This window comes from Streptomyces sp. NPDC096136 (assembly GCF_044763325.1).
GTDB lineage: Bacteria > Actinomycetota > Actinomycetes > Streptomycetales > Streptomycetaceae > Streptomyces.
On record NZ_JBIWFZ010000027.1, the window covers coordinates 39,361 to 63,104 of the forward strand.

The 23,744-nt window shown below is 74.3% G+C and carries 21 protein-coding genes; 11 read left to right on the forward strand and 10 right to left on the reverse strand.

Features of this window, described 5'->3' with window-relative positions; genetic code table 11:
- Positions 1-8 precede the first annotated feature (8 nt).
- Positions 9-686, reverse strand: coding sequence for a response regulator (locus ACIRBY_RS34900; RefSeq protein WP_403908350.1), 678 nt, complete (start codon positions 684-686; stop codon positions 9-11).
- Positions 686-1,894 (reverse strand): sensor histidine kinase, encoded by a 1,209-nt coding sequence (locus tag ACIRBY_RS34905; RefSeq protein WP_403908352.1) that lies wholly within the window; start codon positions 1,892-1,894, stop codon positions 686-688. The genes ACIRBY_RS34900 and ACIRBY_RS34905 overlap by 1 nt, the downstream gene beginning before the upstream one ends.
- Before the next feature lie 107 nt (positions 1,895-2,001).
- Here ACIRBY_RS34905 and ACIRBY_RS34910 point away from each other — a divergent pair, with 107 nt between their 5' ends.
- A complete protein-coding gene (locus tag ACIRBY_RS34910) occupies positions 2,002-3,021 on the forward strand; it encodes an SAM-dependent methyltransferase (RefSeq protein ID WP_403908354.1) in 1,020 nt (339 codons plus the stop codon).
- Here the strand turns inward: ACIRBY_RS34910 and ACIRBY_RS34915 are convergent.
- The 5 genes from ACIRBY_RS34915 to ACIRBY_RS34935 all read right to left on the reverse strand — a co-directional run bounded on the left by ACIRBY_RS34915 (position 3,018) and on the right by ACIRBY_RS34935 (position 10,230).
- Positions 3,018-4,103, reverse strand: a complete 1,086-nt coding sequence (locus ACIRBY_RS34915; protein ID WP_403908356.1) for an NlpC/P60 family protein — start codon at positions 4,101-4,103, stop codon at positions 3,018-3,020. The genes ACIRBY_RS34910 and ACIRBY_RS34915 overlap by 4 nt on opposite strands.
- A 31-nt stretch (positions 4,104-4,134) precedes the next feature.
- A complete protein-coding gene (locus tag ACIRBY_RS34920) occupies positions 4,135-4,617 on the reverse strand; it encodes a poly-gamma-glutamate biosynthesis protein PgsC/CapC (protein ID WP_042813656.1) in 483 nt (160 codons plus the stop codon).
- A complete protein-coding gene (gene pgsB / locus ACIRBY_RS34925; RefSeq protein ID WP_403908358.1) occupies positions 4,614-6,473 on the reverse strand; it encodes a poly-gamma-glutamate synthase PgsB in 1,860 nt (619 codons plus the stop codon). Before pgsB ends, ACIRBY_RS34920 begins: the two co-directional genes overlap by 4 nt.
- A gap of 6 nt (positions 6,474-6,479) precedes the next feature.
- Entirely contained in the window at positions 6,480-8,768 is a 2,289-nt protein-coding gene (locus ACIRBY_RS34930) for a HAMP domain-containing protein (RefSeq protein WP_403908430.1), read from the reverse strand.
- A 193-nt stretch (positions 8,769-8,961) separates the two neighbouring features.
- Positions 8,962-10,230, reverse strand: coding sequence for a CapA family protein (locus ACIRBY_RS34935; protein ID WP_403908360.1), 1,269 nt, complete (start codon positions 10,228-10,230; stop codon positions 8,962-8,964).
- 320 nt (positions 10,231-10,550) lie between these two features.
- Between ACIRBY_RS34935 and ACIRBY_RS34940 the strand changes: the two genes are divergently transcribed.
- Positions 10,551-11,312: a hypothetical protein gene (locus ACIRBY_RS34940; protein WP_403908362.1), complete on the forward strand. Its 762-nt coding sequence runs from the start codon at positions 10,551-10,553 to the stop codon at positions 11,310-11,312.
- Between the two features lie 76 nt (positions 11,313-11,388).
- Here the strand turns inward: ACIRBY_RS34940 and ACIRBY_RS34945 are convergent, their stop codons facing one another.
- Positions 11,389-12,939 carry a M28 family metallopeptidase gene (locus tag ACIRBY_RS34945; RefSeq protein WP_403908364.1) on the reverse strand — a complete coding sequence of 517 codons (1,551 nt, stop codon included), beginning with the start codon at positions 12,937-12,939 and terminating at the stop codon, positions 11,389-11,391.
- A 183-nt stretch (positions 12,940-13,122) separates the two neighbouring features.
- Complete coding sequence (locus ACIRBY_RS34950; RefSeq protein WP_403908432.1) at positions 13,123-14,241, reverse strand: DUF5937 family protein; 1,119 nt, start codon at positions 14,239-14,241, stop codon at positions 13,123-13,125.
- 183 nt (positions 14,242-14,424) lie between these two features.
- Between ACIRBY_RS34950 and ACIRBY_RS34955 the strand changes: the two genes are divergently transcribed.
- Positions 14,425-14,634, forward strand: a complete 210-nt coding sequence (locus tag ACIRBY_RS34955; RefSeq protein ID WP_403908366.1) for a hypothetical protein — start codon at positions 14,425-14,427, stop codon at positions 14,632-14,634.
- A 55-nt stretch (positions 14,635-14,689) separates the two neighbouring features.
- Here the strand turns inward: ACIRBY_RS34955 and ACIRBY_RS34960 are convergent, their stop codons facing one another.
- Entirely contained in the window at positions 14,690-15,826 is a 1,137-nt protein-coding gene (locus tag ACIRBY_RS34960; protein WP_403908434.1) for a threonine aldolase family protein, read from the reverse strand.
- Positions 15,827-16,209: 383 nt separating this feature from the next.
- Here ACIRBY_RS34960 and ACIRBY_RS34965 point away from each other — a divergent pair, with 383 nt between their 5' ends.
- The 8 genes from ACIRBY_RS34965 (at position 16,210) to ACIRBY_RS35000 (ending at position 23,732) form a co-directional block, all read left to right on the forward strand.
- Complete coding sequence (locus ACIRBY_RS34965) at positions 16,210-17,154, forward strand: Rossmann-like and DUF2520 domain-containing protein (RefSeq protein WP_403908368.1); 945 nt, start codon at positions 16,210-16,212, stop codon at positions 17,152-17,154.
- Positions 17,151-18,158, forward strand: coding sequence for a pantoate--beta-alanine ligase (gene panC / locus ACIRBY_RS34970; protein WP_403908370.1), 1,008 nt, complete (start codon positions 17,151-17,153; stop codon positions 18,156-18,158). Before ACIRBY_RS34965 ends, panC begins: the two co-directional genes overlap by 4 nt.
- The gene (locus tag ACIRBY_RS34975; protein ID WP_403908372.1) at positions 18,155-19,906 is read left to right on the forward strand and encodes an L-aspartate oxidase; all 1,752 of its coding nucleotides are present in this window, start codon (positions 18,155-18,157) and stop codon (positions 19,904-19,906) included. The genes panC and ACIRBY_RS34975 overlap by 4 nt, the downstream gene beginning before the upstream one ends.
- Positions 19,907-19,947: 41 nt before the next feature.
- Complete coding sequence (gene nadC / locus ACIRBY_RS34980; RefSeq protein ID WP_403908374.1) at positions 19,948-20,916, forward strand: carboxylating nicotinate-nucleotide diphosphorylase; 969 nt, start codon at positions 19,948-19,950, stop codon at positions 20,914-20,916.
- Positions 20,917-20,919: 3 nt separating this feature from the next.
- On the forward strand, positions 20,920-21,729 hold the full coding sequence (locus tag ACIRBY_RS34985) for a type III pantothenate kinase (RefSeq protein WP_403908376.1): 810 nt from the start codon (positions 20,920-20,922) through the stop codon (positions 21,727-21,729).
- A 211-nt stretch (positions 21,730-21,940) separates the two neighbouring features.
- Complete coding sequence (locus ACIRBY_RS34990) at positions 21,941-22,693, forward strand: GntR family transcriptional regulator (RefSeq protein ID WP_403908378.1); 753 nt, start codon at positions 21,941-21,943, stop codon at positions 22,691-22,693.
- A gap of 129 nt (positions 22,694-22,822) precedes the next feature.
- Positions 22,823-23,014, forward strand: a complete 192-nt coding sequence (locus ACIRBY_RS34995) for a DUF397 domain-containing protein (RefSeq protein WP_366449670.1) — start codon at positions 22,823-22,825, stop codon at positions 23,012-23,014.
- 88 nt (positions 23,015-23,102) lie between these two features.
- Positions 23,103-23,732, forward strand: a complete 630-nt coding sequence (locus tag ACIRBY_RS35000) for a hypothetical protein (protein WP_403908380.1) — start codon at positions 23,103-23,105, stop codon at positions 23,730-23,732.
- Positions 23,733-23,744: the final 12 nt, after the last annotated feature.

Below are 23,744 nucleotides of genomic sequence, written 5' to 3' on the forward strand. Positions count from 1 at the left end.
ACGCCGGGCTACAGCTGCGGGCCGCCCCCGGCCCGCACCAGGCCCGTCTCGTAGGCCAGCACCACGACCTGCACCCGGTCGCGCAGCCCCAGCTTCGTCAGGATGCGGCCCACGTGCGTCTTGACCGTCGCCTCCGACAGCACCAGCCGCCCCGCGATCTCCCCGTTCGACAGGCCCTGCGCCACCAGCAGCATGACCTCCCGCTCCCGCTCGGTCAGCCGCTCGATCTCCTTGTTCTCCGGCTCCCGCGCGGTCGTCGGCAGCATCGGCGCGAACCGGTCCAGCAGCCGGCGCGTCGTCGACGGGGCGACCACCGCGTCCCCGCTGTGCACCGACCGGATCGCCGCCAGCAGCTCCGCCGGCGGGACGTCCTTCAGCATGAAGCCGCTCGCGCCCGCCTTCAGCCCCGAGAACGCGTACTCGTCCAGGTCGAAGGTGGTCAGGATGATGACCTTCGGGTGCTCCTTGGGCTCGCAGATCCGCCGCGTCGCCTCCACCCCGTCCAGCCGGGGCATGCGCACGTCCATCAGCACCACGTCCACCTTCGTGGCCCGCAGCACCTCCAGTGCCTCCAGGCCGTCCCCGGCCTCCGCGACGACCTCCATGTCCGGCTGGGCGGCGAGCACCATCCGGAAGCCCGTGCGCAGCAGTACCTGATCGTCGACCAGCATCACTCGGATGGACATCAATTGCCTTTCTTGAGCGGGAGCAGGGCACTGATCCGGAAGCCGCCGCCGGGACGCGGGCCCGCGTCCAGGGTGCCTCCGACCATACCGATGCGTTCCCGCATGCCGATCAGTCCGTGCCCGGCGCCGTCGGCGCCGCCGTCCTCGTACAACTCGTGTGCGGCGCCCCGCCCGTCGTCCTCGACGAGCAGGCCCAGCCCGTCGTCGAAGTAGACCAGCCGTACGCTCGCCTTCGCGTCCGGGCCGCCGTGCTTGCGCGTGTTCGTCAGCGCCTCCTGCACGATCCGGTACGCGGTCAGCTCCACCCCGCTGGGCAGCTTGCGGGGGGCGCCCTCCACCTCGAAGTCCACCGTCAGCCCGGCCGCCCGGACCTGCTCGACCAGCACCTCGATCTGTTCGACGTCCGGCTGCGGCACGTAGTCCTCGGACTCCTGCGGCTCGCCCGTGCGCAGCACGCCCAGCAGTCGCCGCATCTCGGCGAGCGCCTGCCGGCCCGTCCCGGAGATGGTCTGGAGGGCCTCCTTGGCCTGCTCGGGCGCCACGTCCATGACGTAGGCGGCGCCGTCGGCCTGGACCACCATCACCGACACGTTGTGCGCGACGACGTCGTGCAGTTCGCGGGCGATCCGGGCCCGCTCGGCGGCCACCGCCACCTTGGCCTGCGCCTCCCGCTCCTTCTCCAGCCGCTGGTTGCGCTCCACGAGCTGGGCGTAGTAGGCGCGGCGGGTGCGCAGCGAGTCGCCCATCACCCAGGCCAGGGCGAAGGGCACCATCACGAAGACGACGAACAGGGCCTCCTGCGGCGCGCTGCCGGTCTTGTCGACGCCGAACCGCAGGAAGTACAGCGGGGGCGCCAGCAGTCCGGAGACCAGCGCGATGCGCGAGACCCGGCGCGGGACGTCGCCGGAGGCGGCCACGGTGTAGAGGATCACCAGCATCGCGATGTCGCAGAACTGCATGGGCGACCCGATGGCCAGCTGGTAGGCGCCGGCGCCCACCGTCAGCCAGTACATCTGCCGCGTCCACTTGCGGCGCAGCGCGATGACGGCGGTCAGCGCGGCCACGACGGGCACGGTCGCCAGCCGCAGCGCCGTGCTCGCCCCGCTCAGGTCGGCGACGTTCAGCATCGAGAACCCGAAGAAGAGGACAGCCCAGAAGCTGTCGACGCCCGTCGGGTGTCTGCGGATGAAGTCGTAGAGGCGTTGCACGTAACCCAGCGTAGGGAAAGCGGATAGGTGCTGGAGTCAACCACAGGTGCGATCCCTGTGACGGGGGAGTACTCCCCAAGGTGGAGGGTGACCTTAACCTGGGCGGGATGAACGCTCAGGGTGGAGTCGGGGAGCAGGTCGGGGGCCCGGTCGGGGAACCGGTCCGGTGGCGGGCGGCCATGGAGGCCGCGCTGTACGGGCCCGGCGGGTTCTACGTGCGCCCGGGCGGCCCGGGGCCCGCCGGGCACTTCCGGACCTCCGTGCACGCCTCGCCCCTGTACGCGCGGGCCGTGGCCCGGCTGCTGGCCTCGGTGGATGCGGAGCTCGGGCGTCCGGAGCGGCTGGACCTGGTGGACGTGGGGGCCGGGCGGGGCGAGCTGCTGGCCGGGGTCCTCGCGGCGCTGCCGGAGGAGACGGCGGCGCGGGTGGTCCCGTACGCCGTCGAGCGCGCGGCCGCCCCCGAGGGGCTGGACCCCCGGATCCGCTGGGTGGACGCCCCGCCCGCGGGGACGACGGGCCTGCTGTTCGCGAACGAGTGGCTGGACAACGTCCCGCTGGAGATCGCCGAGGACGGACGGTACGTCCTGGTCGCCCCCGACGGCACGGAGACCCCCGGCGGCCCCCTGGAGGCCGCCGACCGGGCCTGGCTGGAGCGGTGGTGGCCCGGCGGGGAGCGGGAGGGGCGGGCGGAGATCGGCCGGGCCCGCGACGAGGCCTGGGCGGCGGCCGCCGCCACCCTGGAACGGGGCCTGGCGGTGGCCGTGGACTACGCCCACGCCCGCGGGGCCCGCCCCCCGTACGGCACGCTCACCGGCTTCCTCGGGGGCCGCGAGGTCGCGCCGGTCCCGGACGGCGGCCGCGACGTCACGGCGCACGTCGCCCTCGACTCCTGCGCGGGCCCCGGCGCGGTCCTGCTCACCCAGCGGGAGGCGCTGACCGCCCTCGGCGTCTCGGGCGGCCGGCCCCCGCTGGCCCTGGCCTCCACCGACCCGGCGGCCTACGTGCGGGCCCTGGCGTCGGCGGGCGAGGCGGCGGAGCTCACCGCGCGCGGCGGGCTGGGCGACTTCGGCTGGCTGCTCCAGCCGGTCGGGATCACCGCCGGCCCCCTGCTCGGCGGGACGGTCTAGAGCCGCTTCACGCTGCGCAGGGTCGTGGCGTAGTAGCCGTTGCCGTCGAGGCGCGAGGTGCCGCCCTTGTCGCCGATGGTGGGGCCGTTGGCCTCCTCCCGGCTGGAGATGAAGATCTGGTGGCCGTCGGTGTCGGTGCCCAGGTAGATGCCCGTGTGGTCCAGGCGGTCCTTCGTACGGGCGTCGAGCTTGAAGAACAGCAGGTCGCCCGGCTGGATCACGTCGATCGACGCGGGGCGGAACTCCGCCCCCACCCCCTTGAGCGGGATGACGTCCGCGCCCAGCGCGGAGCGGGCGATGCCGTTCGCGGTGCGCGGCAGGCCGGGGCCGGGATTGTCGTCGGGCATCAGCGGGTAGCGGGCCCGGTAGCCGAAGACCGTGCGCACGAAGCCCGAGCAGTCCATCGACCGGTAGCGGGCGGTCTGCGGCGTCTTCCGCACGCCGTTGCGGAAGGTGTAGGGGGTGCCGAGGTAGTCGAAGAAGTCCGACTGCTCCAGCCGCAGGTCGTTGCCCTCCGAGCCGTTGGGGTTGAGCGGCCCGAAGGAGGCGTCGCCCGCGTACGAGACGCCCTGCGCGTCCTTCTTCACCGGGGCCTGGTCGCCGTACTGGAAGGCGACCGCGAAGATGTCGTCCTCCTGGCTCCCGAAGTACTTCTTGAACCACTCCTTGAACCACGGCGCGCTCTCGGCGCCCTGTTTCCACGGCTCGGGCATCAGCCGCACCCAGTTCTCGGTGACGACCCTGGTGCTGGTGTTGGCGGGCTCGGTGAAGGTGCGGCTCGGGCCGGTGAGGGTGGCCGTGCGGGCGCCGTCGGTGAAGGTGGCCAGGACCTGCCCGGTGGCGTCGCGCAGTACCGACCGGTTGGGGCTCTGGACGCGCTCCCACTTCTGGCCGCCGGCGTCGCCGCCCTTGAGGGCCGCGGTGATGTTCTTGTCCTGCACCATCTGCACGGAGGGCGCCTTGGCCTGCTCCTGCGCGCGCAGCGCGTAGGTGAAGTAGGCGCTGCCGGCCAGCAGCGCGAGCACGGTGACCGTGTGCAGCACCGGGCGGGTGCGGCGGCGGCTCTTCGGCTTGGCGGTCATTCGGGGCTCCGGGGGTGGGGGCGGTGCGGGGTCAGGCGGCGGGCATGACGCCGAGCAGGATCCCGGCGGTCAGGACGACGTACGTCATGAGCGTGGCGCTGCCGGTGGCGAGGAGGGTGGCGCCCTTGGGCTGGCGGACCAGCTGGTAGGCGATCAGGCCGGGGACGATGAACCCGAGGGTCTGGTTCGCGTAGAGGAGCGGGAACTCCAGCTGGAGCACGATCACCACGGTGGCCTGGAGCAGGACGCCGATCAGGACCACGGCGGCGAACAGGCGCTTGCCGTAGAGGATCACGAACCGCTGCGTGAGCAGGGTCAGCAGGTACGTCATGACCGTGATGCCGACGACCAGGGCCGCGCGCTGGAGGTCCTCGACGAGGGTCAGCGCCAGCCACCCCGGGGTGATCATGCCGCCGGGGGAGAGGTTGGTGGTGAGGTAGCAGAGCAGGGAGAACAGCAGGCCCAGCGCGATGCCGATCGCGGCGATCTCGGGGGTGAGGACGGCGGGGATCAACGGGGCTCTCCTGGGGGGTACGGGTGCTGCTGCTGCCGCGGCGGTGCCTGCTGCGGCCAGGCCGGTACGGGGGTGGCGGCGGCGATCCCGTACGGATCGGCCGGCCGCCGCGGGCGCTGCGGCCCGCCCCCGCCGTTCGGCTCGCCGGGCCGGGGGCCGGAGGACGGCTGCGGCGTCTGCGCGTCCTGCTGCGGGTACGGGCGGGCGGCCTGCGGACGGGTCCGCTGCTCCTGCGCGGGCTGCTGCCCGTACGGGGGCCGGTCGTACGGGGCCTGCCCGTACGCGGTCTGTGCCTGCGGGGTCTGTGCCTGAGGGGTCTGGCCGTGCGGGGCCTGCGCGTGGGCGGTCTGACCGTACGGGGCCTGTGCCTGCGCGGTCCGGTCGTACGCGGGCTGCGCCTGCGGGGTCTGGCCGTACGCGGGCTGGCCGTACGGGGCCTGTGCCTGCGCGGTCCGGTCGTACGCGGGCTGCGCCTGCGGGGTCTGGCCGTACGCCGTGTCCGCGTACGCCTGGTGACCGCCGCCCGGGAAGCCCGCGTACGGGTCCGTGCCGTACGGGTCCGTGCCGTACGGGTCCGGTCCGTGCGGGGCGTCCGCGTACGGGTCGAAGGGACGGGCGAACGAGGGGGCCGGCGGTTCCTCCCCGGCCGGCGCCGGCGCGGGGGAGTCCTCCGCCTCGTCCGGCGGCAGCTCCGCGAGGTGCTCCAGCAGCACCTCGCCCTGGCCGTGGATGTTCCCGATGGCCACCAGCGAGGAGCTCTCGCCGAGGTGTGCGAGCAGCTCGTGCATGAACTCCTCGCCGTCGCGCTGCTCACCGCCGAGGTCCACCGCGCGGTCGCGCCACTCGGCCGGGATCGCGTCGATGGCGCTCTTCGCCGGGTGCCCGATCACGAACACCTTGTCCGGCCGCAGATCGGGAACGATCGCGCCCATCTGGCCGTTGCGCTCGACCCGGTCCGGCCGGCAGTTGATCACCACGTTCAGGGGGCGGTCCACCGCGCCCAGGTCCAGCAGCTGGTTGATGTTCATCAGCGTGGACTCGGGGTCGTTCGCCGCGAAGACGTTCGCGAACCGCAGCCGCTTGCCGCCCGGCGCCAGGTACCGCTCCACCGACAGCACGCCCGGGTCCGGCGGGGCCTCGTACATGCCCTTCAGGGCCGTGGCCCGGTCCACGCCCAGCAGTTCGGCGACGGTGAGCGCGATGGCCACGTTCTCCTTGAACGTGAACCAGCCGAACCCGCGCAGCTCCTCGTCCGAGACCGTCTCCGGGTCGGCGTAGACGAGCGTGCAGTCCCGTGCGTCCGCCTCCTCCTGGAGCACGTCGAAGCGCTCCTTCTCGGCGGTCACGCAGATCCCCCCGTACGGCATCGACCGCGACAGGGAGCGGGCGATGTCGTCCAGGGTCGGGCCCATCTCGGCGACGTGGTCCTCGCGGACGTTGCACAGGACGCCGATGGTGGACTGGATCAGCTTGGACTGGTTGATCTCCTGGAGCGCCGGCATGACGGCCATGCACTCCATGACCAGCGCGTCCGGCCGGTAGGCGGCCGCGCGGCGCACGATGCCGATCTGCTCGACGACGTTCGCGATGCCGAACTTGCGGTAGACCGGCTCCTCGGTGGCGTCCGGGTGGATGAACCGGGCCGCGGTGCCGGTGGTCTTGGCGACCGTCGTCAGGCCGCCGCCGCGCAGCGCGCCCGCGCACAGGCGGGTGATGGAGCTCTTGCCGCGGATGCCGTTGACCAGCACCCGGTTCGGTATCCGCTCCAGGTTGGCGAAGTGCCGGCGCTGCTCCACGATGCCGGCGACCAGCATGATCAGGCAGCTGACGAGCAGGACGCAGTAGAGGAAGAGCACGGGGGATCAGTTCCTTCCGGCCGTGGTGGCGGAGGGGGCTCCCGCTCCCCCGGTGTCGTTCGTCGTCCGCTGCTGCCCGCGCCGCCGGCCGCTCTGCTGGAGCTGCTGGCGGATGATCTCCAGGCTGCGGGTCACGGCGCCGACCTCGTCGTGGTGGCGCGGGTAGAGCACGGTGCGGCGGTCGCCGTCGGCGAGGGCCTCGGCGCGGCGGGCGAGCTCGCGCAGCGGGGCGACCACGATGATCTGGAGCCAGCCCAGGCAGGCCGCGCCGACCGCGAAGCCGAGGAGCCCGGCGAGGACGGTGCGGTTCTGGAGGCTGTACTCGCTGATGGCCAGGCCCTTGGCGGACTGCCAGCTGACCACGCTCCACTTCAGGTCCCCGGCCGCGCCGCCGCCCGAGAAGGGCGCGGCTGCCGCGATGACGTGGTCGCCGCCGCTGCGGTAGAGGACGCCGCCGGGCCGCGGGGCCATCCCCACCTTGAGGGAGGAGCCCTGGACGAGGGCGTCGAGGCGTGCGTCGTCGAGGCCCTGGAAGGCCCGGTAGCCGCTGTTGGAGCCGATGACCCGGTGCTTGGAGTCCACGACCCGGATCTCGCCGAGGCCCGGCCGCTTGAGGAGGGCGTTGAGGAAGTCGATGCGGAACTCGCCGACGACGGCCGTGCCCGCCCGGCCGGGGACCTCGGCCGTGGCGATGATCACGGGCTCCTTGGCGCCGTCGTAGAGGGCGACGGGCTCCTTGCGGGGGCCCTTGCCGAGGGGGGCGCGGGGGGTGCCGCCCGCCTGGGCGAGGGCCTTGCCGGAGCCGTCGAGCACGTACAGGGAGGCGTAGCGGGTGTGCTCCCGCACGGTGTGCTCCAGGACCTCGGACATGCGGTCGGGGCCGGCGTCGGCGCCCATCAGCGCGGCCACGGACGCCAGGTCGGCCTGGCCCTCGTTGAGGGCGCGCCGGACCCGGTCGTTGAGGGTGTCGGTGCGCTCGCGCTGGTCGTTGACCAGCTGCTGCGGCACGACGACGGAGTCCCCGGCCCGGTTGACGAGCAGCCCCAGCGGCACGCACCAGGCGAGGAGCAGCACGGCGCAGACCGCGACGAGCGTACGGGCGCCCGTGCGCCGCTTGTCCCGGCCGCGGGCGCCGGGCGCTGCGGGGGCCCCGCCGCCCTCGGCGTCGCGGTCGCGGAGCTGGCCGCGCAGCCGGTCCAGCGCGAGGGCGATCCGCGCGGCCTCTCCGCCGCGGGGGATGGTCACGGGGCGGGTGAGGTCGCCGCGGGTCAGCCGGCGGCTCTCCAGGAACAGGGTGATCAGCGGCCGCTGGACGGTGGCGACCAGCAGCGCGATGACGAGCGCGCCGACCAGGAGCAGGGTGCCGGCCAGGACCAGTCCGGCGAAGGCGTCGGTCGCGCGGGACGGGTTCTGCGCGATGTCGATCATCGCGACGACGGTGAGCTCCAGGCTGGTGGCGCTGGTGCCGACGCCCGCTTCCGGCCCGGAGAGGCGGGCGTACCCGGCGGCGGCGCGCTCGCCGCTGGTCTCGCCGCCCATCAGGCTGCCGCTGACCCCGGGGAAGCCGCCGGAGCCGGGCTCCTTGACGGTCAGCGGGTTCGCCCTGGCCTTCTTGGCGGCGGTCTTCGCGAAGGAGGCCAGCTGCTTGGTGTCGCGTTTGACGTCGGCGCGCCGGTTGTCGCTGAGGAGCATCTCCGGCTCGGGTATGCCGTCGGTGCTCAGGACGGTCCCGTCGGCGCCGACGACGGCGATGCTGCGCAGGTTGCCGAGGCTGATGCCGGGGAAGCGCAGGCTGCTGGAGGCGACCAGCAGCTGCTGGGGCCGGTCCTTCCAGGTGAGGAGGGAGAGGGTGAGCAGGCGGGTCTCGCCGTTGGCGAGGGTGACCATGCGGGGGGCCAGGCCGCCGTCGCCGGAGAGCTTGGTGCGGTCGACGGCCGTCAGCGGGAGGTTCTCGCCGCGTGCGGCGAGCAGCCGGCCCGAGCCGATCTCGACGACGGCGGTGCCGCGCCACTTCTGGTAGACGGTGCCGATCCGGTCGAGCACGGCGTCGGGGGTGACGGGCTCGCCGGCGGAGAAGAGGGCCGCGGCCCGGTTCAGGTCGGTGACGCTCTCGTCCAGGGAGGCGCGCAGCGCGATCGCGCCGTCCTCGGCGAAGTGCTGCTGGGAGGTGAGCACGGCCTGCGGCAGCCGGTCCTCGCGGACGCTGCCCAGGCTCATCGCGGTGAACCCCGCCAGGGCGAGCAGCAGGACCGACAGGACGGTGATCGGGGGCCTGATGCCGCCGAGCAGGGACATGTCGGCCCTGCGGCGGGCCTTGCGCCGTCGCTTGGCGGGCGAAGCGGCCACAGCGGGGGGTCCTTCCTGGCGGGGGAGGTCGTGGGCCCGGGTCGGGCGGGGGCGTCCGGCGGGCTCGGGTCGTACGGGCTTACGGGCTTACGGGCGTGCGGGCGTGCGGGCCGGCGTGCGGGCTCGCGGGGAGCCGGGCGGGTCAGTCGGGCAGCTCCCGCAGCGGGCGGAGCCCGTCCTTGCCGGCCCCGCGGTTGAGCAGGGTGCCCCGGGTGCGTTCGAAGGCGAGCCGGTAGCGGGCGCGCTGCTCGGGCAGCAGCCGCTTCCCGTCGGGGGTGGTGCCGGAGGCGAGGGCGGCGGCGACGTCGACCAGCCGGTGGTCGCGCGCGGGGGCGGGGCCGGCTCCGGGCAGGTCGGTGCCGGGGGTGCCCTCGCGGTCCGGCGGGATGTCGGTGTAGGTCGGCACGAAGCGGGCCTGGACCTCCCACTTGCCGTTCTTCTGCGTGAAGTCGAACCAGCCGATGGCGCCCTCTTCGGTGAGGCCGCTGGGCACGTCGTGGCGGGCGAGCTGGTTGCCGAGCCCGTACGCGACCCAGGTGCCGTCGATCTTCTCCATCGGCTGGACGACGTGGGCGTGGTGGCCGATGACCAGGTCGACCCCGGTCTCCTTGGCGATCTTGCGGGCCAGTTCCAGCTGCGGGCCGCTGGGGTCGGGCTGGTGCTCGCGGCCCCAGTGGACGGAGAGGATCACCACCTCGGCGCCGGCCGCCCGGGCCCGCTTCTCGGCGGCGGCGACGGCCTTGACGCTGACGAGGTTGGCCAGCCAGGGCTTGTCCTGGGGGACCTCGCGGCCGTTGAACCCGGAGGCGAAGGAGATCTGGGCGACCTTGACGCCCTTGACGTCCAGGATGTTCGGCTTGTCCGCCTCCTGCTGGCTCCGGGCGGAGCCGGTGTGCTTCAGGCCCTCGCGGTCCAGGGTGTCGAGGGTGCGGTACACGCCCTCGGGTCCGTGGTCGAGGGTGTGGTTGGAGGCCGTGGAGCAGGTGTCGTAGCCGACGCTCTTGACCGTCTTGGCGATCTGCGGCGGGACGAGGAAGTCGGGGTAGGTCTGGAACGGGCCGTTCGGCTCGCCCAGGACCGGCTCCATGTGGCAGATGCCGAGGTCGGCCTTGCTGATGACCGGCTTGACCCCCGCCATGATCCGGTCGAAGTCGTACCCGGTGCGCCCGGCCGCCCGCGCGTCCCGGGCGGCCTGGTCGGTGAGCTGGGGGTGGATGAGGATGTCCCCCGCCGCCGCGACCGAGAAGGACCGGCCGCCGCCGCTCCGGGTGCCGGCGCCGCCGCTCGCGGGGTCCCCGCCGCCGGATTCCCCGCCGAGGAGGCCGCAGCCCGCGAGGGCGAGGCTCAGCGTCGCGCAGAGGAGCGCGGTGAGGGCCCTGGGGGAGACCGGTCGGGTGGGGCGGGGGTTCATTCGGTTATTTTCGGCCAGTGATGACGGTGAAATTGACGAAAAACATAACGATCCCTGTGATCATTTGCGTAATGATCATGATGATGGTCGGTTATGTCGCCTTTCGTCCCACCAATCCGGTCAAAAAGGCGGAGGAATCCGTTCCGCGACCTGTGGCGCAGGCCACCGATCTGCTCGACCGGGTGACCCGATTCACCTCCGGATTCGGGGTGCGGGGCGGATATCGCACTCCCACCGAGGCGGAGAGGTCCGCACTTCTCGGCGGTGTCTCATCCCTTTTCGACGGAGATGTCGAAAAAGCCCGGACCCGCCTCGCCGAGGTGGACTACCGCCTCGACACCTTCACCGACGGCCCCGGCGGCCGCCGCTACGCCGAGGTCGCGGACGCCGCCGCCCGCTCCGGCCCGGCCGACCGGGGCTGGGGCCGGGTCTACGTCGACCTCGGCGCCCCGGTGCGCTGGTCGGTACAGGTCCCGCACCCGGTCGCCGACCAGGACACCGAACGGCTCGGGGTAGCCGTCCTGCGCGGGGCCCCGGGCGGGGTCATGGTCCTGGCGGGTGCCCACCGCAGGGCGGCCGGCGGCCCGGGCGGGGGCGACGGGGGCGACGGGGGCGGAGAGGAAGGGGACGGGACCGCGGACGGGAACGCCGCCGGCGGCGGGAACGCGGTCGGCGGCGGCACCGGGGAGGCCGACATGGCCCACCGCACCGACTCCGTCTTCCACGCCGTCGTCGCCGAGCTGACCCGGCGCGGCCTGCCCGGCATCCAGCTGCACGGCTTCGCCGACTCCACCGTCCCCGGCGCCGGAGCCGTCGTCTCCACCGGGACGGGCGACGCGGCGGCCGCCGACGCCGCACGGCTCGCCGCGCAGCTGTCCTCCCGGGGCGTGCGCCCCTGCCGGGCGTGGAGCGGCAGCTGCCGGATGTCGGGCCGCGGCAACGCCCAGGGCCGGCTGGCCGCCGAGCTCGGAACGCGCTTCCTCCACCTGGAACTCGCCCGCTCCGTCCGCGCGGACCCCGGCCGGCGCGAGGAGGCGGCGCGCGCGATCGCGTCCGTCACGGCCGTGTGGGCCGGGCCCTAGGCACTGCGGCGAAGGGGCCGGCATCCCCCCGGAAGCCGGCCCCTCCTGCGTACCGGGGCCCACTGGGCCCGCTGCGCTACTCCGCGGCCTCGTGGTCGTGGCCCGGGCGCAGGCCGCCGCCGCCGGCCGAGCCGGTGGTCGGCTTCGAGACGACCGGCTGCGACAGCGGGGCCAGGTCGTAGGCGTAGTGGCCCACCGCGTTCGCGATCACGTCGACGTTGATGTCGAGGGCCTTCTGGTCGATGTTGGTGATGTCGTCGCCCTTGCCGTGGTAGTTCACGTCGTAGGCGACGCCCGCCTGACCGCCGAACTTCGCGGCCTGCGCCGGGGTCTTGATGCCCTCGGCGCCGGTGTCCGTGCCGCCGGACGGGATGCCCGCCTCGATGAACGGGCCGTAGTCCGAGCGGCCCGTGAAGTCGCTGCCCTCGTGCGGGATCTTCTGCGCGTCGAGGAAGTCGGTGATCTGCTTCTCCAGCTGCGCCGAACCCTCCGGGCCGGGGCCCGAGCCGACCTTGTCGGAGTCGTCGCCGTCGTAGACGAAGTAGGCGGCGTTGGGCGAGGCGATCATGTCGAAGTTCAGGTACAGCTTGATCTGCTTCTTCTGCTCCGGCGTCAGCGAGGCCACGTACGCCTCCGAGCCGAGCAGGCCGAACTCCTCCGCCGACCACCAGGCGAACTTGACCTTGTTCTTGATCTTCTTCTGCTCGCCCGCGAGGCGCTGTGCGACCTGGAGGATGCCGGCCGAGCCGGAGCCGTTGTCGTTGATGCCCGGGCCGGCGGCGACCGAGTCCAGGTGGGCGCCGAGGAAGACCGTGTTGTCCGGGTCGCCGCCCTTGGTCTCGGCGACGACGTTCCAGGTCTTGCGGTTCTCGCGGAACTGGCGGACGTCGAGGGTCACGTTCACCGGTCCGGCCGCGGCCTCGGCCGCCAGCCTCTCGCCGTCGGCCTGGCTGATGCCGCCGGTGGGGACCTTGCCCGCGTTCGGGTCGCCGAGGGTGCCGTTCAGGGCGCCCGCGGTGTTGTTGTAGACGACCGCGCCGACCGCGCCGGCCGCCGCCGCGTTCGCCTGCTTCGCGGCGAAGGTGCAGCCGCCGCGCTTGACCAGGGCGATCTTCCCCGTGAACGCGCCGGGCGCGAAGTCGGCGGCGTCGCAGCCGTTGGAGCCGTCCGCGTCGACCGGGACGACGGCGATCGGGGCGGTGATGCCGCCCTCGGGGCCGCTCGCCGTGTACGTCATCAGCTTGAGCGGTACGTCGCGGCCGTTCGCGCCGTCCACCTTCAGCGTCTCGGCGACCGTCTCGACGTACACGAAGTCGAACTCGTGGCGCGAGACCTCGTACCCGGCGGCCCTCAGCACGCCCTCGACGTACTTGGCCGACTGCTCGTGCCCCTTCGAACCCGCCACGCGGGTGCCGTTGTTGTAGTCGGCGATCGACTGGAAGACCTTCAGGTGGTTGTTGGCACCCTTGCCGGTCGCCTCCTTGACCAGCTTCCTGGCCAGGGCGTCCCCCCGGGCGGCGTCGCTCTGCGGGCTCGACGCGCCGGCCGGGCCGGCGAGGAGCAGCGGGGAGGCGAGGGCCGCGGCGGCCAGGGCGGCGGTTGCTGCGGCTATACGGCGAGAAGGCATGGAGGTCCTTTCACAGCATGGAGCGACTGCGGGGGTGAGCGGTGGGGGCACGTTAGGCAGCAACCGGCCGCCGTCGCCAGGGTTTTCACTGCTTCCGGTTTGTGAAATCCGGATATCGGTGTGTCTGCGCCGACGGGAAACGGCGAATTCCGGCCACCGTCCGGAGGTCGGATCGGGGGCTGCTCAGCGGAGGATGCCCTCGATCAGATCGGGACCTATGCGCGCGACCACGGCCAGGTCCAACTGGTGCTGGACGTAACGCCCCTGGCGGCGCGTCTGGATCAGCCCCGCCCTCTTCAGGACCGCCAGGTGCCGGGAGACCTCCGGCGCGGATATCGCGTACACCCGCGCCAGTTCGCTGGTCGTGTACGGGGCCCTCGCCAGGCTGCGGCAGAGCCTCATCCGCATCGGGTGCGCCAGCGCCTCCATCCGGCGCTGGACCTGCTCCACCGAGGGCGGCTCGGAGGCCAGCTCGGGGGACTCCAGGGGGTAGTGGACCACCGGCATCCAGCCGGGTGCGTGCAGCACCAGCAGGTGCGGCCAGCCGAAGTTCGTCGGGATGAACAGCAGGCCCTGGCCGACCTCCGGATCGGTGGCGGTGGCCTGGCCGTTGACCATCTTGTCGGCGGTGATCACGGTGTGCGCCCCGTCCACGCTCAGGGCCGAGGACACCTCCTTCAGCACGGCCGCCAGCCCCCGGTGGCGCAGCACCTCCGTCTTGTGCCGGACGTCCGCGGTCTGCCGCGGCTCGATCCGCCGCCAGGTCTCGGCGAAGAAGGCCTCCTCGCAGTCCTCCAGCAGCCGTCGCAGCCAGACGCGCACGCTGGACGGGTCGTCCAGCAGCCGCCGCGTGAACTCCAGCCGCGCCGGACCCCGCGCGGCCGCAGTCTCCAGCGCCTTGGTCCGGGCGGCGGGGTCCGTCAGCGGGGAGGGGGCGCCGCCCTCGTTGTAGAGGGCCAGCCAGCAGTGCTCCAGCGCGGCCAGCACGAACCGCTCGTCGTCCATCCGGTCGAGGACGTCCAGCTCCTCGGCCAGGGTGGCCCCGGGGCGCCCGCTGCCGCCGGGGATGCCGGCGAAGGCCATGAAGATGTCGGAGAAAGAACTGCGCCACATGAAATCGGCCTCGAGGAGGCGCTCGGCCAAGCAGGGGTCGAGCGAGGCCGTAGTGGTCCTCGTCCAGGAATGCAGCCCGGGGTGGTGGGCGGGCTGGGAGAGCGCGTGCAGCGTCATGCAGAGCTCGGCGAGCGGGGACGGCGCGAAGGCGATCCGCTCCACGGGGAGCCCGGCGATGTCGATGGTCACGCTCATCGCCCCATTCTGTCCGGCCCGGCCCCCCTGCAGAGCCCCGGGGTACGGGCGGGGGCGGGGCCGGACCCGCGGCCGTCCGGGCGGACCGGCGGGGGCTCCGCCGCAGGTGGGAGGCGTCGATTGACGCCTCCCGTCAATCGACGGGCGGACTGCGGCCGACGGGGTGAGGGTGGACGCATGACAGCCATCGAGCAGTACCTCCTCGACACCTACCGCGCGACCCGGCACGGCACGCCCGTGCCCCCGCCCCCGGGCCGCGACGACGTGGCCGCCCTGCGCGCGATCCGCACGGCGGCCCAGTTCGAAGCCGCCGTCTCGGGCGCCCCCACCACCCACCCCTGGCGCCACGCCCTGACCCGCTTCCTCCACCGCCCGCGGGCGTGCTGAGGGGGCTCCCGGCGCAGGACCGCACCGGGAAGCCCCGCGCGGAGGCCGCCGCCCCCTACAGCCGCTCCAGGAACCCCGTCAGCGCCGTCCGGACGTCGTCCGGGGTCCACTCCAGGCCCGGGCGGGTCACCGTCACCTCCGTCATCGACAGGCCCGGTGCGACGCCCTCCGCCGACCAGCGGTGGAACAGGGCCGTGCCCTCCTCCTCCGCCAGCCGCGCGCCCGCCTCGATCAGCCGGTCCGACTCGTAGGGGAGCCACACCTGGAACTGGTGCGTGTGCGGTACCCCGGGGTTGATCCGGAACCACGGCACCCCGGCCGCCTCGAACCCCTCGCGCAGGGCCTCCGCGACCATCCGGGCCTGCTCCACGTACGCCGGGAGGAGGGGCAGCTCCCGCTCCAGTCCGGCCAGGGCCGACAGGGCCTGGGGGAACTGGCGGAAGACCTGGCCCCCGTACCGGTGGCGCCACACCCGGGCCTCCTCCACGAAGCCGCGGGCCCCCGCCAGGCAGGCGCCGCTCAGCCCGCCGAGGGACTTGTAGAAGGACACGTAGACCGAGTCGGCCAGCCCCGCGACCTCCTCCAGGGGGCGGCCGAAGTGGACGGTGGACTCCCACAGCCGGGCCCCGTCGAAGTGGACCACCGCGTCCCGCTCCCGGGCGGCGTCCACGAGCCCCGTCAGCTCCTCCCAGGAGGGCAGCAGGAAGCCCGCGTCGCGCAGCGGCAGCTCCAGCATCAGCGTGCCGAAGGGCTCGGGGTGGTCCCGGACCTCCTCCGGCGTCGGCTGGCGCGGCTCCTGCACCGGGTGGACGGTGCGCAGCCCCGACACCGCCGACAGCGCGCCCCCCTCCCACCGCTCGGGGTGGCCCATCGGGTGCAGGGCCACGACCCGGTTCCCGGTGCGGCCCGCCCAGCAGCGCAGGGCGATCTGCTGGGCCATCGTCCCGGAGGGGAAGAAGGCCGCGTCCTCGGTGCCCAGCAGCTCCGCGACCCGCCGCTCCAGCTCGGCGACGACCCCGTCGCCGTACAGGTCGCCGGGCGCGTCCATGTCGTACGGGGCGTCGGCCAGCTCCGCCAGCAGCTCCCCGACGGTCGCCTCCCGCGGGCTGCGGGTCAGCGTCCGCGAGGCTCCCCGCCACGCCGCCACGACCCGCTTCGTCCGCTCCGCCACGTCGTCGGCCGTGTCCGCCATGCCCCCGCCGCCCCCCTCGTCCCGTACGCCTTCATCCGTCACGCCAGTCATGCCCCGATCATCCCCCGGCCCCCGGCCCGGCCCCGAACGATTTCCGGGCCGCCCGGCGAGCCCGCCCCCGGGCCGCCTTGGGGCCGCCCCGGGCCGGCCCCCGGGTCGCCTTGGGGCCGCCCCGGGCCGGCCCCCGGGTCCGCCCGGCGAGCCCGGCCCCCCGCCCGCCCCGCCCCCCGGGTCCGCCCGGCGCCGCCCCGGCCGCTCCCGGGGCCCGGCCGGTACCGCCCCCGCCGCCCCGGGCCTGACCGGCGCCACCCCGGTCCGAGGGCCTAGCATGGCGACGTATCGTCCGGTACCCCCCGCGGACTGGAACGGAAGGCATTCCCCGCGTGAACGCACCCCATCAGACGGAGCCCCGGGATCCGTCCGGCCGACCTGCCCGGCTCTCCGTCGGAGTCGTCGGCGCCGGCCGCGTCGGTCCCGCGCTGGCCCGCGCCCTCCAGCAGGCCGGGCACCACCCCGTCGCCGTCTCCGGCGTCTCCGACGCCTCCCGCCGCCGGGCCGAGCGGATGCTGCCCGACGTCCCGCTGGTCAGCCCCGCGCAGGTGCTGGAGCGGGCCGAGCTGGTGCTGGTCACCGTCCCCGACGACGCCCTGCCCGGGCTGGTCGAGGGACTCGCCGAGACGGGCGCCGTGCGCCCCGGTCAGCTCCTCGTCCACACCTCCGGCCGCTACGGGACCGCCGTGCTGGACCCCGCCCGCCGCGCGGGCGCCCTGCCGCTGGCCCTGCACCCCGCGATGACCTTCACCGGCACCGAGGTCGACGTGCAGCGCCTGGCCGGCTGCTCCTTCGGCGTGACCGCCCCCGACGAGCTGAGGCTCGCCGCCGAGGCCCTGGTCATCGAGATGGGCGGGGAGCCCGAGTGGATCGCGGAGGAGAGCCGCCCGCTCTACCACGCCGCCCTCGCCCTGGGCGCGAACCACCTGGTCACCCTGGTCGCCCAGGCCATGGAACTGCTGCGCACCGCCGGCGTCGGGCACCCCGACCGGATGCTCGGCCCGCTCCTCGGCGCGGCCCTGGACAACGCCCTGCGCTCCGGCGACGCCGCCCTCACCGGCCCCGTCGCGCGCGGCGACGCCGGGACCGTCGCCGCGCACGTCTCCGAGCTGCGCAAGCACGCCCCCGCCACCGTCGCCGGGTACCTCGCGATGGCCCGCACCACCGCCGACCGGGCCCTCGCGCACGGCCTGCTCAAGCCCGAGCTCGCCGAGGACCTGCTCGGCGTGCTCGCCGACACCGCCGACACCGCCGATCCGAAGGGTGGGGAGCGATGACCGGCCCGCTCCGGCTGCTGAACACCGCCGAAGAGCTCCACAAGCTGCCGCGCACCGGCCGCCGCGCCGTCGTGATGACCATGGGCGCCCTGCACGAGGGCCATGCCACCCTCGTCCGCACCGCGCGCGAACAGGCCGGCCCCGACGGGCAGGTCGTCGTCACCGTCTTCGTCAACCCCCTCCAGTTCGGGGCGAACGAGGACCTCGACCGCTACCCGCGCACCCTCGACGCCGACCTGGCGATCGCCGAAGAGGCGGGCGCCGACGCCGTGTTCGCGCCCTCCGTCGACGAGGTGTACCCGGGCGGCGACCCCCAGGTGCGGATCACCGCCGGCCCGATGGGCGGCCGACTGGAGGGCGCCACCCGCCCCGGCCACTTCGACGGCATGCTCACCGTCGTCGCCAAACTGCTCCACCTCACCCGCCCCGACCTGGCCCTCTTCGGCCAGAAGGACGCCCAGCAACTGGCCCTGATCCGGCGCATGGTGACCGACCTCAACTTCCCCGTCGAGGTGGCCGGCGTCCCCACCGTCCGCGAGGACGACGGGCTCGCCCTGTCCTCCCGCAACCGCTACCTCTCCCCGGCCGAGCGCCACACCGCCCTCGCCCTCTCCCACGCCCTGTTCGCCGGCCGCGACCGGCTCGCGGCGCAGGCCGCGCTGCGCGCCCGCGCCGAGGCCGCCCCCGCCAGCGACGAGCGCGCCACCGCCCTGGCCCGGCTCGGCGAGATCCGCGCCTCCGCCGACGCCCACGCCGTGTCGGCGGCCGCCACCGGCGCCGCCGGCCTGCCGGACGCCGTACGGGCCGCCGCCCGGCACGTCCTGGAGGAGGCGGGCCGCCACGAGCCGCCGCTGGTCCTGGACTACCTGGCGCTGGTGGACCCGAAGGACTTCACCGACGTCGGCCCCGACTTCACCGGACAGGCCGTGCTGGCCGTCGCGGCGAAGGTCGGCGCGACCCGGCTGATCGACAACATCCCATTGGAGTTCGGAGCACACGCGTGAGCACCACAGGCAACCCAGGCACCCCGGGCGCCGCAGGCACCGGGACCGGCATACGGCTGCACGCCCCCGCCCCCGGCTGGGCCGTCGACGCGGACGTCGTGGTCGTCGGATCCGGCATCGCGGGTCTGACCGCCGCGCTGCGCTGCGCCGCCGCGGGCCGCCGTACGGTCGTGGTCACCAAGGCCCGCCTCGACGACGGCTCGACCCGCTGGGCCCAGGGCGGCGTCGCGGCCGCGCTCGGCGAGGGCGACACCCCGGAGCAGCACCTGGACGACACCCTGGTCGCCGGTGCGGGACTGTGCGACGAGAACGCCGTACGGGTCCTGGTCACCGAGGGCCCGGACGCGGTCCGCCGGCTCATCGCGGCCGGCGCCGTCTTCGACACCTCCGCCGAGACCGGCGAGATCGAGCTGACCCGCGAGGGCGGCCACCACCGCCGCCGGATCGTGCACGCGGGCGGCGACGCCACCGGCGCCGAGATCTCCCGCGCGCTCGTCGAGGCCGTCCACGCCGCCGGCATCGAGACGGTCGAGAACGCCCTGGTCCTGGACCTGCTCCAGGACGCCGAGGGCCGCACGGCCGGCGTCACCCTGCACGTGATGGGCGAGGGCCAGCACGACGGCGTCGGCGCCGTCCACGCGCCCGCCGTGATCCTCGCGACCGGCGGCATGGGCCAGGTGTTCTCCGCGACCACCAACCCGTCCGTCTCCACCGGCGACGGCGTCGCCCTCGCGCTGCGCGCCGGCGCCGAGGTCTCCGACCTGGAGTTCGTCCAGTTCCACCCGACCGTCCTGTTCCTGGGCCCGGACGCCGAGGGCCAGCAGCCCCTGGTCTCGGAGGCCGTACGGGGCGAGGGCGCCCACCTGGTCGACGCCGACGGGGTCCGCTTCATGGTCGGCCAGCACGAGCTCGCCGAGCTCGCCCCGCGCGACATCGTCGCCAAGGCCATCACGCGCCGCATGCAGGAGCAGGGCGCGCTCCACATGTACCTGGACGGCCGGCACTTCGGCGCCGAGATGTGGGAGAACCGCTTCCCGACGATCCTCGCCGCCTGCCGCTCCCACGGCATCGACCCGGTGACCCAGCCGATCCCGGTCTCGCCCGCCGCGCACCACGCCTCCGGCGGCGTCCGCACCGACCTGCACGGCCGCACCACCGTCCCGGGCCTGTACGCCTGCGGCGAGGTCGCCTGCACCGGCGTGCACGGCGCGAACCGCCTGGCCTCCAACTCCCTCCTGGAGGGCCTGGTCTTCGCCGAGCGGATCGCCGAGGACATCGCCTCCCGCGCCCCCGAGGGCAGCGGCCCGGGCATACCCGTGCCCGCCACCGGCCCGCTCCAGCCCGCGAGCGCCCGCTACGAGGTCCAGCGGATCATGACCCAGGGCGCGGGCGTCGTGCGCTCCGCGGAGTCCCTGAGCGAGGCCGCCGAGGCGCTGGAGACCCTGTACGCGACGGCCCTGGGCGAGCTGGAGGCCCACGGGAAGACCGCCGAACCGGGTGTGGACACCTGGGAGGCGACCAACCTGCTCTGCGTGGCCCGCGTCCTGGTCGCCGCCGCCCAGCGGCGCGCCGAGACCCGCGGCTGCCACTGGCGCGAGGACCACCCCGACCGCGACGACGCCTGGCGCCGCCACCTGGTGGTGCGGCTCTCGGCGACGGAGCGGCGGGCCCTGGTCGTCACCCCCACCGACTCGGCGGACTTCCCGCCCGTGGACGCGGACGCCTCCTCCGGCGCCCCCCGCCCGTAGACGTTCCCCACGCCCAACCCCTCAAGCCAGGAGCACTGACCGTGAGCACCCCCGAACTCCCCCTGATCGAGCAGAACGAAGGCGGCTGCGGCGACGACTGCGGCTGCGGCGACGGCGAGGAGAGCGGCCTCGACCCGGCGCTGGTCCAGCTGTTCGTGGACGCGGGCCTCGACCCGATCGAGGTCGAGGACATCGCGCACATGGCGCTGTCCGAGGACCTGGACGGCGGGGTCGACGTCACCACCGTCGCCACCGTCCCCGAAGAGGCCGAGGCCGTCGCCGACTTCGTGGCCCGCGAGGCGGGCGTCGTCGCCGGCCTGCGCATCGCCGAGGCGGTGTTCTCCGTGGTGTGCACGGAGGCCTTCGAGGTCGAGCGGCACGCCGAGGACGGCGACCGCGTGGAGGCCGGCCAGCTGCTGCTGTCGGTCCGCTCCCGCACCCGCGACCTGCTGACGGCCGAGCGCAGCGCCCTGAACATCCTGTGCCGCCTCTCCGGCATCGCGACCGCCACCCGCCGCTGGGCGGACGTCCTGGAGGGCACGAAGGCCAAGGTCCGCGACACCCGCAAGACCACCCCGGGCCTGCGCTCCCTGGAGAAGTACGCGGTCCGCTGCGGCGGCGGCGTCAACCACCGCATGTCCCTGTCGGACGCGGCGCTGGTCAAGGACAACCACGTGGTCGCGGCCGGCGGCGTCGCCCAGGCCTTCAAGGCCGTCCGCGAGGCCTTCCCCGACGTCCCGGTCGAGGTCGAGGTCGACACGATGCACCAGGTCCGCGAGGTCGTGGACGCGGGCGCCGACCTGATCCTGCTGGACAACTTCACCGTCCCGGAGACCGAGGAGGCCGTCACGATCGTGGCCGGCCGCGCCGTCCTGGAGTCCTCGGGCCGCCTCACCCTGGAGACCGCCCGCGCCTACGCCGAGACCGGCGTGGACTTCCTGGCGGTGGGCGCGCTCACGCACTCCTCGCCGATCCTGGACATCGGCCTCGACCTGCGCGAGGCGGTGTAGTCCGTGCTGCTCACCATCGACGTGGGCAACACCCACACCGTCATGGGCCTGTTCGACGGCGAGGAGATCGTCGAGCACTGGCGGGTCTCGACGGACCCGCGCCGCACGGCCGACGAGATGGCCGTGCTGCTCCAGGGCCTGATGGGGATGCACCCGATGCTCGGCAGCGAGCTGGGCGACGGGATCCACGGCATCGCGATCTGCGCGACGGTCCCGTCCGTCCTGCACGAGCTGCGCGAGGTCACCCGCCGCTACTACGGGGACGTGCCGTCGGTGCTGGTGGAGCCCGGGGTCAAGACGGGCGTGCCGATCCTGATGGACAACCCGAAGGAGGTCGGCGCGGACCGCATCGTCAACGCGGTCGCGGCCGTCGAGCTGTACGGCGGTCCGGCGATCGTCGTCGACATGGGGACGGCGACCACCTTCGACGCCATCTCCGCGCGCGGCGAGTACGTGGGCGGGGTGATCTCCCCGGGCATCGAGATCTCGATGGAGGCCCTCGGGATGCGCGGCGCCCAGCTGCGCAAGATCGAGCTGGCCCGGCCGCGCAACGTCATCGGCAAGTCCACGGTCGAGGCCATGCAGTCGGGCGTGGTCTACGGGTTCGCGGGCCAGGTCGACGGGATCGTCCACCGCATGGCCCGGGACCTGGTGGGCCCCGAGGGCGACCCGGACGACGTCCGCGTCATCGCCACCGGCGGGCTGGCCCCGATCGTCCTCGGGGAGACCTCCGTGATCGACGAGCACGAGCCGTGGCTGACCCTGATGGGCCTGCGGCTGGTGTACGAGCGCAACGCGCCCAACTTCGACTGAGCGCCCGGCACTCCGCCCGCCCGCCCCGCCCGGGGCGCGGCGGGCGGAGCGCCGCCGGGGCCGGATCCGGGCCCCGCACCGCGCCGTTCCCGCCCCGCTCCGCACCCACCGTCATCCCGAGTGCTCAGCTTCAAGCTGATCGGTTAGCTTGGCGGCGTCGGACGCACGCGCTCCCGAGCGGCACGGACGAGACGGTAGAGGACGGCCCGAAATGCCCCGTGAATCACCGTACTTGAAGGTGGTGGCCGCCCTCCGGACCCGTATCGAGGCGGGCGAGTGGAAGGTCGGGGACCGGCTCCCCTCCCGCGCCCGCTTCGCCGAGGAGTACGAGGTCGGCCAGGGCGTCACCCAGCGGGCGATGGAACAGCTGATCATCGAGGGCTTCCTGGAGGGCCGCGCCGGCTCCGGCACCTACGTGCGCACCCCGCGCCGCCGCATGCGGATGCTCCGCACCCGCCGCCGGGTCCCCGGGGCCGGCAACACCTTCCGCTCCGAGGCCGCCGCGCACGGGATCGCCGCCTCCTGGGACTCCAAGACCCACCCGCAGGTCCCCGCCCCCGAGCGGATCGCCGCCCGGCTGGCGATCGAACCCGGCGCCCCCTGCGTGCTGACCCGCTACGAGTTCATGGCCGACGGCAGCCCCGCCGAGCTCTCCGAGTCCTGGGAGCCCCTCGCCATCACCTCCGGCACCCCGATCGTGCTCCCGGAGGCCGGGGAGCTGCGCGGCGCCGGCGTCGTGGCGCGGATGCGCTCCATCGGCATCACCGTCACCTCGGTGGTGGAGGTCCCGCGCCCCGCCCGCGCCAACCAGGACCAGGCCAACCTGCTGGGGATCAGCCTCGGTTCGATGGTCACCCGGATCGAGCGGACCTACATCGACTCCGACGGCCGCCCGGTGGAGACCGCGGACCTCGTGGTCCCCGACTCCCGCTACGAGATCGCCTACGCCTTCCCGGTCGAGTGACGGCCCCGTGACGCCCGAGTGACATTTATCGGCTGTGTTTTTTACCGGAAGTGGCCGGAGTGCGACTCCGGCAGAGGTAGCGTCCCGCTGGAGAGGCACCGTGGCCTCGTCCACAGCGGAGGAGACACCATGACCGCGAACGCCCCGACCGAGTGGCGCAAATCGTCGTACTGCGGCGAAGGAGAGGCCTGCGTCTACGTGGCCGCCGCCCCCGGCACCCTCGTACGGGTGGCCGACCGGGCCGACCCCGCGCACCTCGTCATGGCCACCACCCACGCCGCCTGGGCCGACTTCGTCGAGGCCGTGAAGGAGAGCGGCTGACTCCGGCGGGGCCCGCGGCGCGCGCTGCGCCGCGCCGCACATCCCCACCATCAGGGGATTTTGTCCGATTAGCGCGTATCTTCGGCCCATGCCCACGCCCTACGGATCCCGCGGCGGCATGGCCTTCAGCGCCGCAGAGCTGCACGTGCTCAGGCGTAGCCTCGCCCACGCCCTCCAGTCCTCCACGGCCCCCCTGACGGCCGCCGAGGTCCAGGACTGCCTGCGCCTCGCCGCGTCGGTGGACGACGCGGTCCAGGAGGCGGGCCGGCTCAGAGCCTTCCTGCTCGACGACCTCGTCCGCTACCGGGGCGCCCTGCCCGGGAGCCTGTCCGGCTACCTGGAACTGCTCCAGGACGCCCTCGCCGCCGGGTACGAGCCCGACCCCGACGACCTCGCCGCCCTGCGCGCCCTGCGGGCCAACGCGGTCGCCGCCGCCGTGCTGGAACGGGCCCAGGGCGTCGCGGAGCGCTCCGTGCGGCGCCGCCTCGCCGCCGTCGCCCCCGCGCCCCGCACCCGCCTGCTGGCCCTCGCCGGCGGCCGCGAGGAGCCGCGCGGGACGGCCCCGGACCCCGAGGAACCGCGCCCGGAGCGGCCCCGCCCCGAGCCCTCCCCGAAGGAGCCCCCGCGCCCCGGCCGGCCCGTGCCCACCCCGGGCGAGGTCTTCCCGCCGCGCCGCAAGCCCGCCCCGCCCCCGGCGGGGCGCCGCGCGGCCGTATAGCTACGCTGGGGG